Below are 16,322 nucleotides of genomic sequence, written 5' to 3'. Positions count from 1 at the left end.
AACCGAATTTGTTTAATTTTTAACCTTGTCCATTTTTAGTGGACAGTAGTGATATTGATTTATTAATCAAACAGTCTTAATTTACAGGTAAACTTCTTACCTTACAGCATTTCCAAACTTTTCTATTCTTTCCTATTTCAATATACTCTCTTAGAAAGAAAGCATTATAAGGAAACGAACATTTTCTTATTCTTACCACCTTATAGACAATAGAATAGAATAGCATAATTTATCAATATCAAAAGATTTTGCAAAATAGAGATTGGTAAAACTTATCGGCATCCTAAAATATTCTGCCCAAATGCAAACAGACAATATAAAGAATGAAAAGATACAATATTCCAAAAATTCTTCTATCATGGTTAATCTTTAAGGTTAATGAGAAATTAATTTCTCTTTTGTATATATAGACAAACAAACAGAGATAAAAACGTCACCTTTTTTTTATTTTTTTACCAAAAACTAAAATTTTCATTTAGAAACTATCTGAATTTTCCAACAAAAAAACATATTCCGGGCTTTTTGAGACTCTTTCTCAAAAACCGTTCCTCAAATTTTTTGCGGAAATCGTAAATACATTTTTGAAAACAGAAATAAACAAAAAAACACTCCCGGGAATTATTCCCATACGCCCCGGGAGTTCTACACACTACACATACTACACAAAATGTTTTTTCATAGAAAAGATAGATCGTAGTATCCTGAATTATCAACGTATATTTATTTCATCGACAAACATATAAGCACCTTCTTTAGGTACTTGATGAGCTTTATAACGAATATAACGAGCCTTTGCATATCCGTTATAACCGAAATTCCGGATCATCATGCCCTCTGTATCACGTCCGACCGGATTATCGATACGGTTCAGACGAAAATACTCTTTTCCGTCATCGGAAATCCATATTTCGGTCCATTCGGGAAACCAAATCCAAGGACCGGGCTGTTGCATGAAATTAACTTCGACAGTATGAATATCGGTAATTTTACCTAAATCTATAATACAATCCATATCTCCGGAGAAACCTTGCCATTTGCCGTCTCCGTAACTGTTTCCTCCTGTATGACCATCGGTTAGCGTATATTCACAAGCAGCTTTATAATGGTCGCTATAAGGCAACTTATAAGTCACTTTCGCACCGATTCCTTTATGATAATAAACTTTATATTTTTGTGAACGAGTCAACTGTTTCCCCTCCCCGAAAAGCGCAACGGTTATCTCGGCCGAATCTTTTACAGAAACAGGAACAGAATATAATGTCGATTGCAACGTCGGTTCTGATCCGTCGAGTGTATAACGAATTTCGGACGGGATACGGTCACATTCGAAAGAAACACGTATTTCACGTTTCAAAGTATCTACAATCTGAGACATGACTACTCCATTGGCAATAGGATGGGCATTTATCCCCTTGTTCCACAACCACGCAACATGTTTATTGACCGCCAGACGGAAACGCGTCCACGACTTATTATCAAGATTACTCCAAGCCACTTCAGAAAGTGCGAGTAAACGAGGATAAAGCATATATTCGACATGTTTTTGCGTAGAGATATATTCTACCCAAAGATTTGCCTGCACACCCAATATGCGCTTGCTCTCCTCTAAAGTTAAAGAATCGGGCACAGGATTATAAGAATACACTTTCTTTAAAGGCAAATATCCACCGATAGCTTCCGGTTCTCCCGACGGATTATCCTGATACGTATCGAAATAGCAATATTCTCCGGGGGTCATGATCGCATCGTGCCCCATTCTCACGGCCTGAATACCACCCTTTTCACCACGCCAAGACATAACCGTCGCATTCGGAGAAAGTCCGCCGTCCAAAATCTCATCCCATCCTAACAACTCGCGGCCTTTACTATTAAGATACTTTTCTATACGATGCACCAGATAACTCTGTAATTCATCGACAGACTTCAGTCCCTCATCTTTCATTCTTTGCTGACATTTAGGGCATTTCTTCCAAGCTTCCTTGTTCGCCTCATCCCCTCCTATATGAATATATTTCGAAGGAAAAAGTGAAATAACTTCATCCAATACGGTTTCAAGAAATTCGAAAGTATTTTCATTTCCGATACAAAACTCCCCGTTCTTATAAGGCTCACCCGAACAAGACAACTCGGGATAAACTGCCAAAACCTCTTCACTATGTCCCGGCATTTCGATCTCGGGTATTACCGTAATGTGTTTCGATCGAGCATATTCCAATACATCTTTTATATCCTCACGAGTGTAAAAGCCGCCATAAGCTCCGGGAATATCCTGCCGACAATAACGGCGGTCTCCGTTCCACCACTCTTTCCACGTAGGGGCAGGTCTCCATGCCGCCACTTCGGTTAAAAGCGGATATTCTTTTATTTGAATCCTCCACCCGGCACCGTCAGTCAAATGCCAATGAAACCGATTAAACTTGTAAGAAGCAATAACATCTAACTGCTTTTTTATAAATTCGGTATCGAAAAAATGACGTGAAACATCCAAATGCATGCCTCTATAAGGAAACCGGGGATAGTCTTTGATTTTCAGACAAGGAAGAGCCTTACCGACACAAGACGCCGTAATCTGATTCAATGTTTGAACACCATAGAACAGACCTTCATCGTTATTTGCAGAAATGATGATTCTTTCGGGACGGATTTCCAAATCATAACCACCGGAGACAGGCACCTCTCCATCTCGTATCTTTTGAATGAAAATAACATCTTTCCCGGATATTTTTTTCTTCCGATTGATCGTCTGCCACGAAGAACGTAACTCATTCATTAAAATCGCTTCTTCAGCAGAAGATATTCCGGAAAATACGACATCCGGATGTTCAGAAAAAAATGTTCCCTCGCCAAATTCCAGTTTCTGCGGATAAGGAATCAGTTGGAGTGTTATCTGTTCTTGCCGTTGACCTTTCAATGACAACGACAAGAATACAAATAAAAAACATAACAACACTAGTTTTTTCACCATACTTGAATCAAAATTGTCCGGAGAATATCCCAATTTATATTTATACCTGCTTACCTCGAACAGATACCGAAAATTCTAAATATTCTCTGGAAGAAGATTTATTTGCTTAGAAAAATCTCACTTTCCTAATAAGAATTTGTTCTATATAACAAGAGACTGTCTAAATATTCAGAATAATACACACAGCCCCAGAGCAATTCTTAATATATATTTATCTCATCTACAAATAAAAATCCGGGCTTACCTTTCGCACCATGCCATGCAGGTAAAGATTTTACACTATTAGCCTTAATTTTTACATAACGGGTATTTACAGGATCAAAGGTTACACCTTGAATCATACGACTATTCTTCACACTCTGATCCGGCAACACCAATACCGTATCTGCCACACTATTATATTTCACACCATCCTGAGAAACCAATACCGAAATATGGTCAGAAGGAAATATCCAATTATCTTTATCGAACAGAATACCCAACTCGACTTTAGAAATAAATGTTGTCTCACCTAAATCGATCACGGCATCCAAATCTCCGGGACTAAACCCGATCCAGCGACCGGTAGCAAACCCTATATCTCCGATCATCCCGTCCACAAGAGTCTGACCTCCCTTAAACGTATAACGGTCATTCGGGGCACTATTCAACATTATCTTGCGTGCCGTAGCCTTATTGAATACATATTCTTTCTCAAACATATTGGTCTTCATTCCCGGACGTACTACAATCGCTTTCAGATCGGTATTTTCCGTCAACTCGATCGGCTGTGTATATCTCGTGCTTTTTTCTGTCGGCACCGTTCCGTCAAGCGTATAATAAACCGGAGCATCGCCTTGCGTTCTCAAAGTCACCTCTATGCAATGCTTTTCCGGAATAATCCTATATTCAGGATTGATGCCGAATATATGTTTGCCATAATTATATCCTTTCAAGTCATACACCTGTATATTATGCTGAAGACGATCAAGAAAATTCACCCAATTTTTATTCTCCGGCTGAGTCCATTGCACCTCACTCAAAGCGTCTAAACGCGGAAGTAACATATACTCGACCTGTTTAAAATCAGAAATATATTCAGTCCAAAGATTAGCCTGTGCTCCCAAAATATATTTTTTAGAATCATTATCCAACGTATCCGGAACAGGCTCAAAATCATATACTCTTTCAAGAGGTACATAACTGCCTATTGCAAGCGGTTCGGTCTGAGTATCTTCACTTTGATAATAATCAAAATAGAGATAAGTATTGGGAGTCATAACAACGTTATGACGCAATTTTGCAGCCTGCACACCACCGTCGGTACCTCTCCACGACATGACTGTCGCATTAGGAGCAGCACCCCCTTCAAGAATTTCATCCCAACCGATGATCTGACGATTATTTTCATTCAGAAATTTCTCTACACGAGTCATAAAATAGCTCTGTAACCGTTCTTCGGCAGTATGTTCCTTATCGGTCTTCAAACCCAGCTTCCGAATGCGCACCTGACAAAGCGGACACTTTTTCCAACGGTCTTTAGGGCATTCATCTCCTCCTATATGAATATAACGGGAAGGGAATAATTCTATAACTTCGGACAATACGTCCGTTACAAACTCATAAGTTTCTTCTTTTCCGGCACATAAAACATCAGGATGCACTCCCCACACTCCTTGCACTTCATACGGTCCTCCGGTACACCCCAAAGAAGGATAAGAGGCCAAAGCCGCCACCATATGACCGGGAAGATCTACTTCCGGAATTATAGTAATAAAACGTTCTTTTGCATAATTGACAATATCCCGAATCTGATCTTGTGTATAATATCCCCCATACGGAGTATTATCATACTGATCAAAATTTTTCTCAACCATCGTATATTTGCGAATACTGCCGATTTCGGTCAGTTTGGGATACTTCTTAATCTCTATACGCCAGCCCTGATCATCGGTAAGATGCCAATGAAACACATTCAACTTATGCATGGCCAGCAAATCTATATATCTTTTTACTTCATCCACAGAGAAAAAATGGCGTGCTACATCAAGATGCATTCCCCGGTAAGAAAAACGCGGGGCATCATCGATATGAGCACACGGAACTTCCCACTTCTCTACCGAAACACTCTCTTTATCTCCATACACAGCTATGGGAAGCAGTTGTTTTAATGATTGAACGGCATAATAGAATCCGGCAGCCGAACTTGCCTTAATAATAATTTTCGAAGGGTCTATATCTAAAGAGTAACCCTCATCAGCAATAGATGTATCTAAATCGAAAAAGACGATATTCTTATCACTTTTCTCTTCATCAACTATGCACTCGGTTTTCAGACCTGCTACATTGTTAAGCAGTGCACTGAAGTTACGAACGACCTCCTGAGATGCCGAATCGAGCGATGAAGTGCATATCATTTTCGTCTTTTTATTAAAAACGAACGTACCATCTTCCTGAACTAATGAGTTCGGATAAGGAATAACAGAATAGGTATTCGGTGCATTTTGCCGTTTGCACGAAATTATAAACAATGACAGGAGACATACTCCTAATACAAACAAATGTTTCTTCATACTATTTATAGATTTTAATTATTCCATTTTTGTCATATCGGAACACGAATGCCTCCGTTCTATTTTTTATTATAGAGAGTTTATCAAATAAATCACCCGATAACGGGACAATCTTCGATTTTAGTCCAATTCTTTATTCAATATTATTATACGAATATAGATTTATTACCTGCACAATATGTGCAGGTAATAAATCTATATTATATTATTTCACTAATTTCAAGGCTTTCACCCTTTTTCCGTCTTGAGAAATTACGACCGAATAAATGCCCTTAGCGGCATTATCCATCGTCATTGTACAAATTTCTCCAGCTCTTGCCTGATATTTTTTAGAAGCCACTTGACGGCCCTGCGCATCAAAAACATCTACTTGATAATTACCGTCAACGGCAAACTGCAAGTTTATATTTTCGATAAACGGATTCGGATATACCGACAAAGATTCTACAACATTATTTTCATCAACACCCATAGCACCGCCTACAACTACAATATATTGCTGTTTTGTCATTGTTGCCGTACCCCAACCATTTTGCAACGTAAGAGTAACATCATAAGTACCATCAGTATCAAAAGCGACAGTTGCATCGTCACCATTATTTGTGACTTTAGCGTTTTCTACTTCATAAGTAGCGGTCGTTGTGATCGGCATCGAACCAGAAAGTGCTGGGTTTCCTTCAACATTAATTGAAGCAGGAATTACAATTTCAGTGGTAAGTGAAGTATTCTCCCCGGCCGAACCTTTAAATTCTATATAAGAAGCTTTAGTATTAGCAGCAAGCAATCCCTTATTTTCAAAAGTTTTATCACCTTCATTATAAGTGTCCGACTCAAATGTCCAATAACCTTGTAAACCGGCGGGTATCTCTTTATCTTCATATCCGCCCATAGCTTCTACCACTTCACTGTCAGAAAGAGCCTTATGCCAAATCTGTACATCATCTATAACTCCCGTAAAACCGGAATGATAAACATTCGATCCACCGAAATAAATAGGAGATTCGTTATAACTGTTCTTTCTTGCGGCACAAGAACCTACCTTTTTACCGTTAAAATAGATACTTTGCTGTGATCCGTTAAACATAATCATGATATGAGTCCATTGGCCCGGTGTCAGGCTATAAGATTCTTCTTTGAAATATGTACCGTCAGTACAACAATTCAAGTTAGGTATTTCATGCTTATTATTATTTCCGTTAAACGAAATCGTAGATTCATTGTTATACATCGTAAACGATACGATATTATCCTCTATTAAAACCTCATCAGGATTATTTTTATTTGTGGTCTTCGGCCATATATGTACCCAAAAAGCACCCCAGTTATTGTTAGGCCAGCTAAGAGAGATATCTCTCTGATTCAACAAATTAGTCCCATATTGTGCATGAGAGAATTTATCGGGTTTAAGCCAGAATCCGATAGAATAAGTACCCTGATTATTAGGTAGGAATTCTGACGGGATACGGAACATATACGGATCGTCTATCTTCAACCCGCGGGATACCGTACCTTCTCCTTTACGTCCGGTAAATGTAAGCGTAACCGGATCATCCGATTGACTCAGATCAACCTCTGTTTTCGAAGCCGTAATATCATCGATCAACGGTAAAGCACCGGTAACAGCAGGCGATACCTGTACATATCCACGATAAGTCAATTCGGACAAATCTTGCTTTGTTATTTTCACGTCATAATAACCTTCTTCCGAAAGAGATGTCGTAAATGAACGCCCCATATCAAAAGTACCTTTATTTTCACCGGTAGTCGAATTGATAAGTTCCCAAAACATTGGTTCTGCTTGATTAGGATCGAGCAATGACACGGTAAACTCCTCTCCAGCCTTGATCACAGCTTTGTTACATTCGATACCGTCAATCATCGTAACCGGAATATTCAAATAATTAGTCCAAGCAATATCACTAGTTGTTTTTCCATCAGGAGCAACAGCCCGTACACCGACACGGTACTCAGATATGGTGTTGTCTGATGATACCGGAGCCCCGACTACATAATGAGCCCAAGATGAAGTAGTACCACAAAGGATAGGTTCTTCACCTTTCGCCTGACTATACACTTCAAAATACCACGTATCTACATCTTCATTATAGATAGGTAAAGACGGATCACTCGGATTAGTATCGGCACACTTCCAACTGAACTTAAAATCAAGTGCGTTATAAGTACGTTTTTTCAGTATCTTACTTTCATCTGTAATGATTGTCGGAGTTACCGGATGAGGTGTTACATTATTATTGACAATAGCAAACTCTCCTACTAACAATTCATAATCGGCAGAAGTGTTTTCAACAGCCAAGCCAATGCAAGCGACATTCCCGGTCATTCCCAGTGCATTAGCTGTTTTTGAGAACTCCATCCATTCTCCTTTTGCCACAGCATCCGGAATATCTGCACTCTGGAAATCACTTTCAGAACCTACCTTAGACCAAATCAGTTTTAGATGAGATTCTGTTCCGTTATTCACCTTATACCGCATAGAAATCTTGTCACCTTTAGCAATGTTGAAATTGGTCTTAAACAATCTGATATTAGAAACTTTAGTCGCCCCCGACAATTTCAATGCAGAACCGGCATACCAAGAATCCTCAAACGTAAACCCGCAATCAATAGCATCTGACGGAACATCGCCATTCGCATCGGTAATCCACCAACGCCATGTGGGTAAATAATCTTGAACACCGATATTAAACCACTTGTTATTGAAAGTCACTTTGCCTTCGTTTCTGAATACCTTACCGTTACCTAACCCGAAACGTGTCACAAAAGGCAATTCCTGCAATACGCTACGAGCCGGTAAATACTCTGCAATACCGTGAAACTTCTCCATGGCAGCTTCACTGGCACTTGTAATCCCGTCTTTTATTGCAGGACGATTGGCCGGATTACGTAACCCGCCCGAAAATACTTGTTCCTGCTTATCCAAATAACAATATTGAACAGCTTCATCTCCCGACCCGAACTCAGAAGAGTTCTGATAAATCATATTTGTCGTATGATTACCCCAAAATGCTATTGACATATCCGTGTTTTTCAATACACTCCAAGATCCACGACCAAGCCAATTTCCCTGAATATCATAACCAGCATACAGAGTAAACGGATCAGATCCGATAGATTTTGCAAGGTTCACAGAACTTGAAGCACCAGAAGACCAACTATAATTCAGCATATACATATCGGTCACCTGACTACCATTTTTCCACAACCAGTCTTGCTTCGAAGCTATAAAACTTGAACCCAAATCCATATTACCGTTATTCGAACTGGTACCATACCAATAAATATGGAACTGCCAATTCAAATCTTTCGCAATTTTACGGCATTCAATAATAAAATCTTGAAAATCAGAAGCATTCGGCACACTACCTTCGGGATTTACGCCTAAACCATCGACACCATAATAACGCATAAATTTCACAAGCTTCTCGGCATATTTAAACTTACCGTTCTCTTTTTCGGTCAACATTCTCACGCAATTATTCGCATTGGTATTGTCTCCTCCCCACGAATCGAAAAAGATCAAACCTCCGCTATTTGCTACACCATTACGATGAGTCACATCCGAATAAGCTCCCGGTACACGAATCCACGGCAAAGACCATCCTCCTTGCGAATCGACATAAGACCACATACTGAAATTATCGCCATCAAAAACATAACGGGGCAACGACTGCCAATAAGTATCGGCAACTCCCATCGGAGTCCACATACAAAATTTGCGATCTGTCGTCAATGTCGGATCAACCTGTGTATTTGCATTTTCAAAACGTTTTTTTAACGGCACACGGGAAATAAAAAAATTCTCATCCTCCGACAATGCCTGTCCGGGCTCCCATGTTCTGAAATAGTCATAAAAATTCTGCGAAACATTATCATCATAAAGCTTCACATATGCATCGTGCGAAGGGATATTCTGTGCCGAAACAGAAGAAACCGCAATACACGAAAGCATAGAAAATAACCAAGTCTTTGTTTTCATGTTTTTTCCATTTTAAATTAACAACTATGTATTTGTATCCCGGAGGTGAGATACTCACCTCCCTAAAATTTAAGGATAACTCTTATTGTCCGACAGCCGCACGTTCCCACCAACGATTATCTCCCAGGCCGGCAGGATCTTCAACATCCCACCAAAGGGTCGTACGCTCATAATTACCGCCACCAAGTGCATCCAATCCGCTATTGGCAATGTCTTGCGCAGCCGAACCATCAGTTTCATTCCACGGAATACGGCGTATCATACGCCCTTTACCCAATGTTCCGTCACCGATATCGTTTGTCGGGAAAATGCGGGGATAACCGGTACGGCGCAAATCGTTCCACGCTTCAAGTCCCATCGGGAAATTCGCAAGCCATTTTTGAGTGATGATCTTTTCCAATTTTATGGCAGGAGCATCTGATGAGTTTATAGTTACACCGACAGTTAACAAACCTTTTATATTATTTCTCGGATTACTCGGATCTACATAATCGATAGACGTATCAATATCACCATCTTTCTGAGCCCAATAGGTCCGGAATTTCTCATCAGTCTGAGCTACATCAAAGTCCGCAAAATTCGCCACAATCCCCCTCAAATAGCTGGATGTCAAAGAGCCGATATTCCAACGAAGAGCCGCTTCAGCCTCCAGGAAATAACGTTCCGAAAGCTTGAAAAGGGAAATAGGTGTAGTATTATAGGCACTATTTACCATAGAGAAATTGATATACGGATTATTATCATCACGAGCAGTCAATGAAATTCCCGTCCGAACACCTACAATATCCGTATTTTCATTCCAGACTTTTTCTCCCGTAGAAGTATTCTTGATAGCACCTCCATTTTTCAGAAAAATCGTCTCCATAAAAGGATAGTTCAACCGCTTCATTATATTTTCCATCGAAGCGTTCAAACGAGTATCATTCCAAAGAGTCGAAATAAATACAATAGGATGAGACAATCCGTCATGTACATTCTGATTATATACTATCGATTTCTCAATCAGTCCGTCATTAAATGCCAAACGAGCCTCTTCTTCCGCTCTTGCAGGATTAACATTACTCATTCTCAAGGCCATACGCATACGTATAGAGTTAGCGAATCTTCGCCATACATCTACCGACCCGCAAATACGGTCATATCGGGCAAGTGCATTATTGATTTTATCCTGATGCTCTTGCGATGTATTCGAAAAATCCGCTAATATTTCGGCAGATTTTTTCAAATTATAAAATAACGAGTCGTAAATCACATCCATCGGTTCGTAAGTAACAGGCGGCTCCTGAACATCATTCTTGTAATCGGTCCAAGGAAACGGACCATAAACATCGGACAACTCTAATGCCGAGAAACAATACATGATATTGCACATAGCCCCTATCTCTTTCAGATCAAGCTGATCGGCCGATCGCATAACAGGTAATGCCGCATGCGCCACATTAAAGAAACTAGCCTTAGGACCGTCGGCATACTCCGGGAAATAACGGTACGTAGAAGGCAAGTTACCGCTAAAATTTTGTGTACTTGCCATATAACCGGCATAGTTATCGATATGGATATTAAATTGCACCTGATAAACATGCGCGCCTCCCGAAGTTCCTATATCATGCATCTTCTGTTGGGCAGTCAGAAAATAACCGACTGCCTGATCATAATTCTCTGCGATAGAAAGATCACCCGAAGAAACTTGAGTATTCAGGCTGAGATCATCCAATAGAGGGTCTCCGCAACCGACCAAAGACATCGTTGCCGCTAATATCATTACGGAAAAATATTTTTTCTTCATAATTTTATTCGTTTAGAATGTTGCTTTAACTGTTAAACCATAAGAGCGAGTTGTCGGCATACTGAAAATATCGACATTTCCTAATGCATTCTGTGTACTGAGCGATGTTTCAGGATCGATAGGAGCATCTTTATAGAGGAAAAACAAGTTTCGGGCATTTGCCGAAAGGGTCAAATTCTTACCTGCACCGAAAAGATTACGGAATGTATATCCGATAGAAACTTCACGTAACCGGAAATTAGTAGCGTCATATACATAATTGCGGCCTATCGGGGTTCCTCCTCCAATAGTAGTATAATATGACTCGATAGGAACAATTTGTGTCGTACCGGGGATATACATTCCCGGTTTGGAAACAGTTCCGTCTTCAGAAGTCCAATAAAGATTATTCGCTATAGCATTATCCCGAGCCTGACCGGTTCTTTCCGAAGTCCCGAAATAATCAAGGTAAGCCTCGGTAAACGAAATCACCTTACCCCCTATTTTACCATCGATCAGAAAATAAAATTGGAAATCCTTATATGTGAACGTATTCGCCCATCCAAGCGTATGCTTGGCATTCATATTTCCTAAATACTCATTGGCTTGCCCGTTTTTCTTAAAAGGATTGCCTTCTTCGTCAACAATCACCTCTCCGGTAATCTCATCGGTCATAAACCCTACCGCATACAGATCCCCGTAAGAGCCGCCTTCCTCAAATTTCACTTTCAAACCACTGAGATTTCCCATATCCACTTCATATTTATATGGCTGCCCATTTTGTTTACGTGCCACCGTAATAATTTTATTATCATTAAACGCATAGTTCACATTGGTTACCCAGCTGAAATTGCGGTTAGGCGCCAAGACATAAGAAGCGGTCAACTCAATACCTTGGTTACGGACTTTTCCACCATTGATAAAAATCGTTTTATTACCGGCACCCGGATATGTCATATATTGATTTTTCATAAGCGCATTGTAATAAGTAGCCTCTAAATTGATCGTACGGTCCAATAAACTGACATCGAAACCGACTTCAACCGATTGCGTCGTTTCAGGTTTCGGATTTTTAAAAGATACAACACCGTTATTGATATAGGCTCCGGTCACAGGATTACGGTTTGAAGAAGCCAATAACAGCAAATTAGGCACGGAGTTACCTACCTCAGAATAAGAAGCCCGAACTTTCAGCTCATTAATCTGACGAGGCAATTCGAATATATTTGAAAGCCGAGCATTAGCACCGGCAGAGAAATATGCAAAGTGCGGAGACATACCCTGGAACTGCGTGAAAGCACGATACCAGTCATCTCGATAACTACCCTCAACCGTAACTTTATCTTTATAAGTCAACTGTGCAGTAGCGAATATGGAGCGCTCCCAATCCTTATCAACTAATCCTCCAAAATTTTCGCTGCTATTCAAATAAATATCTTCCAGTACAAACTGATTACAAGAAAGATCGACAATATAAGGAGCTCCCGACTTCGCAATCGGAGTAATTTTCCATTGATTAGAAACAGAATTAAACATAGAACCGCCCGCATTTACACCTAATGTAAAATCTCCTATATTTTTATTATAACTCAACATAAAATCTCCGTAGAAATCATAATACTTAGTGTGATCGAGAATAAGACGTCCACGGTCTATCATCTCGGCATTTCCCCAAGTAGTCGCATATTGACGGTTCTCACTATTCATCTCGTTATAATCATATTTAACACGAGCCTGCAAATTAAGCCCGTCTAAAATTTGATAATTAGCAGACACGCTACCGAACGTACGGTTTACAACATCTTCACTGGTCATACGGTTAAGTAGCCACCAAGGATTATTCAAGTTAATAGCATCAGTAAACCAGACCTGTTTTCCATAATTAGTATCAGAAAGTTGAGAAGTATAACCTGATTTAATTACCGAGATAGGAAGTCCGTCTTTACCGGTCTGTTGCTCGATTACATTATAAGGATTAGACGTCCACGTACCGTTCAAATCATAATAATTTTTACGATAATAGTCCATATCCAGATTGCGGGGAGCAGTATATAACTGATAAATCGGATTGAAGAATGTTCCCCCGGAAGGGCGATTTATTGTTTTCTGATTGATATAGTTAACCGAAATATCGACTTTCAGCTTATCATCGAAGAAAGAGAAATTTTCTCGCAAAGCCAGATTGTGTCGATGGAATTTATTCGTTTCAATGATACCGTTCGCAGTCGTATTTCCATAAGAAAAATAGGTATGTACCGTTTTATTACCACCGCTTAAAGCAACTGTATTGTTAAAATTAGTCCCCACCTTGAAAAAATCGCTTGGATCATAAGGATTCCGGCTCAAATGGTACGGTGAATACTGCGAATTAAAATAATCGTCGGAAAGATCGGACATCCGTTGTCCCCAACTGTTAGATCCCATCGTAAAACCGTTTTCAGCAGAACCTGCCATCTGCGCTCCATAGGTACTCTGCACTTTAGGCAATACCAAAGGTGTCTCAAATGTCGTACTGCTCGACACATCGATGCGTAAAGCCCCTTCACGTCCTTTTTTCGTAGTGATCATCAATACCCCGTTAGACGCAGCACTACCATATAAGGCCGCCGCATTGGCACCCTTCAACACCGTAATGCTCTCGATATCATCCGGATTAAGTTGAGAAAGGGGATCACTTCCTTCTGTCGACCCATCAACCATCAAATTGACACCACCGGAATCCATATTCATCTCACCGGATACCTTATTCCTCATCGGTACCCCATCAACGACAATCAACGGGCTGTTATTCCCCATTATCGAGGCATTACCGCGGAGCAATATTTTTGAAGCACCTCCGGCTCCTCCTGAATTAGGAGTAATCACAAGACCTGCACTTTTCCCCTGTAAAGAATTGATCAGGTTCGTCTCCTTAGCTCGGGTAAGTTCATCGCCTCCTACTGTCTGAGCAGCATAAGTCAATGTTTCTTCTTTACGGGCAATACCCATAGCCGTGACAATGACTTCTCCCAAAACTTTGGCATCTTCTTTCAAAACGATCTTCAATGCACTTTCGGTCGCTTTTACCGTTTGAGATACATACCCGACATAAGAGATAAGCAACTCGCTATTTTTCGGCACTTTAATTGTAAAATTTCCGTCAAAATCAGAAATCGTACCATTGGTCGTTCCTTTCTGTGCAATATTAGCACCGATAACCGGCTCTCCTTTTTCGTCCACTATAGTCCCCGACACAGAGATTTTCCCATCCTGAACAGCCGACAGTTCAGCCGATCCGGCCATTTTACCCGCATGAGCGACTGTTACATGAGAAAGAATAATTTGACGATTCGAAATGGTATATTTAATACCTGTTCCTTTAAACATTTCATCAAGAACGGCATTAATAGTACCACCATTTACTTTAACAGATACTCTACGGCTCAAATCGATAGACTTGTCATTATACAGAAAGACATAATCCGAATTTTTCTCGATCTTTTCGATAACTTGTTCTACCGGTTCATTATTTACCGAAATAGATATCGTTCTACTTTGAGCAAAAAGATTCTCAGCTTGAATTTGAGAGAAAGCAAACAAAGAGAGAAACAACCCGATCTTCATTTTCCGAAACATACAGGAAGTAACTGTATGATATTCACACCTTTTTCTTCTTTTCATGATATTCTTTATAACTTAAATTAATCTCCAATTTTTACATAATATAATGGCTCGCTCTGATTTTCAAGAGCTCCACTGCCGTGTTTTTCAAAATTTCATAGGCATACAAATTTTAAATTTTTATTAATTATTTTATTCAAGGCATATATTAATTCGTTTACGAGAAAGTGTCGTATCGCTATTCTGAGCAGGAGTTGCAACTTCCCATTTTATCGGAGCAGTCATGCTCAAATAATCCAAGATTTGAAAAATATCTTCTCCGGTAAAGGTCGCACGGTAATTATACTCGGTATTCTTTTTATTTACGAAATTAATGTCAACATTATAACGACGAGAAAGGAACTTAAATATCTTATCCAACGAGGCATTCCTAAAGACAACCTTCCCATCTTTCCATGCAGTTTTTTCATAAGTTTCAATCGATTTCACATATGTATTTTTATCTTGGCGGTCATAATAGAAACACTCCCCGGGTCTAAGAGCCATATTAACATTTCCGTCTGTATTTTCAACATTCACCCGTCCTTCTTCCAATACTACCTCGATCGTACGCTCATCATCATAAGCACTCACATTAAACTTCGTTCCCGTAACCCGAACGCTCAATCCTCCCGGAGTATTTACATAAAAAGGATGTTCCTTATCCGACTCCACCTCAAAATAAGCCTCTCCCCGTATTTCTACTCTCCGGGATTCTTCACTAAAACGGGTCGGATAACGTAACCAACTTCCCGAATTAAGCCAGACATACGATTTATCAGGTAACTGATACTTAGAGATCGTTCCCGGAGCAGCATTCACTTCAACATAAGTAATATCTGCAAACGAGTCTTTTATCTGAAAATAACCCAAAATTCCGGTCAGACCGATGAGCGGAAGAACAATAATCGCCGCCACACGACTAAATATCTCGAATATATGAGAACGCCTATTGGTATGTATACGGGACAATACTTTTTTATATGCCTTACGAGTATCGATCTCCGACAACTCGGTCATTTGTTTGTCCAAATCCAACAACTTCTTTACAGAAACTAATAACGCAGCATTTTCTTCCGAAAGTTGCTCCTCTATCTTTTTCCCCTCCTCGGGGTCGAGTTTCCCGCTATAATAATCAAAGACTTTTTGAGGTTGGGGTTTTATATTTTCTGAAATCTTTTCCATATCTGTATTTTGCATATTCGTTTAATAGACAAACAGACCCAGCAAAAACAGACAGCTACGACATAAGTTTTTTATAAAAATCTGATTTCGTACACTTTAGAAATATCACAAAATACCTTATGCTATTTTGGAGATAAAAAGAGAGAACCAGAAAACATCAAAGCATTGAAGTGATTTAAACTTATTTCATTCTCTTAAAACCGTATCAAAATGTTAAAG

Annotated in this window: 6 protein-coding genes; all 6 read right to left on the bottom strand. The window is 39.7% G+C overall.

The genetic code is table 11. The annotated features are described in order from the left end of the window. Positions 1-709 precede the first annotated feature (709 nt). Positions 710-2,965, bottom strand: a complete 2,256-nt coding sequence (locus AC1WHX_RS04570) for a beta-N-acetylhexosaminidase (RefSeq protein WP_122338383.1) — start codon at positions 2,963-2,965, stop codon at positions 710-712. A 200-nt stretch (positions 2,966-3,165) separates the two neighbouring features. Then, on the bottom strand, positions 3,166-5,517 hold the full coding sequence (locus AC1WHX_RS04565) for a glycoside hydrolase family 20 protein (RefSeq protein ID WP_303117367.1): 2,352 nt from the start codon (positions 5,515-5,517) through the stop codon (positions 3,166-3,168). Between the two features lie 205 nt (positions 5,518-5,722). Continuing rightward, positions 5,723-9,514, bottom strand: coding sequence for an endo-beta-N-acetylglucosaminidase (locus AC1WHX_RS04560; protein ID WP_302544654.1), 3,792 nt, complete (start codon positions 9,512-9,514; stop codon positions 5,723-5,725). 82 nt (positions 9,515-9,596) lie between these two features. Further along, a complete protein-coding gene (locus AC1WHX_RS04555; RefSeq protein ID WP_009318841.1) occupies positions 9,597-11,300 on the bottom strand; it encodes a SusD/RagB family nutrient-binding outer membrane lipoprotein in 1,704 nt (567 codons plus the stop codon). 12 nt (positions 11,301-11,312) lie between these two features. Further along, positions 11,313-14,939: a SusC/RagA family TonB-linked outer membrane protein gene (locus tag AC1WHX_RS04550; protein ID WP_303117277.1), complete on the bottom strand. Its 3,627-nt coding sequence runs from the start codon at positions 14,937-14,939 to the stop codon at positions 11,313-11,315. Positions 14,940-15,071: 132 nt separating this feature from the next. Next, positions 15,072-16,103: a FecR family protein gene (locus tag AC1WHX_RS04545; RefSeq protein WP_303117280.1), complete on the bottom strand. Its 1,032-nt coding sequence runs from the start codon at positions 16,101-16,103 to the stop codon at positions 15,072-15,074. Positions 16,104-16,322 lie beyond the last annotated feature (219 nt).

The organism is Coprobacter sp., assembly GCF_982436375.1.
Note: the sequence above shows the minus strand (reverse complement) of the source record. Positions and strands in the feature narration are given on the sequence as shown.

Excerpts from the sequence above, each read along its gene's own strand:
- AC1WHX_RS04570 (WP_122338383.1), bottom strand. The coding sequence starts at position 2,965 with ATGGTGAAAAAACTAGTGTTGTTATGTTTTTTATTTGTATTCTTGTCG.
- AC1WHX_RS04565 (WP_303117367.1), bottom strand. The coding sequence starts at position 5,517 with ATGAAGAAACATTTGTTTGTATTAGGAGTATGTCTCCTGTCATTGTTT.
- AC1WHX_RS04560 (WP_302544654.1), bottom strand. The coding sequence starts at position 9,514 with ATGAAAACAAAGACTTGGTTATTTTCTATGCTTTCGTGTATTGCGGTT.
- AC1WHX_RS04555 (WP_009318841.1), bottom strand. The coding sequence starts at position 11,300 with ATGAAGAAAAAATATTTTTCCGTAATGATATTAGCGGCAACGATGTCT.
- AC1WHX_RS04550 (WP_303117277.1), bottom strand. The coding sequence starts at position 14,939 with ATGAAAAGAAGAAAAAGGTGTGAATATCATACAGTTACTTCCTGTATG.
- AC1WHX_RS04545 (WP_303117280.1), bottom strand. The coding sequence starts at position 16,103 with ATGGAAAAGATTTCAGAAAATATAAAACCCCAACCTCAAAAAGTCTTT.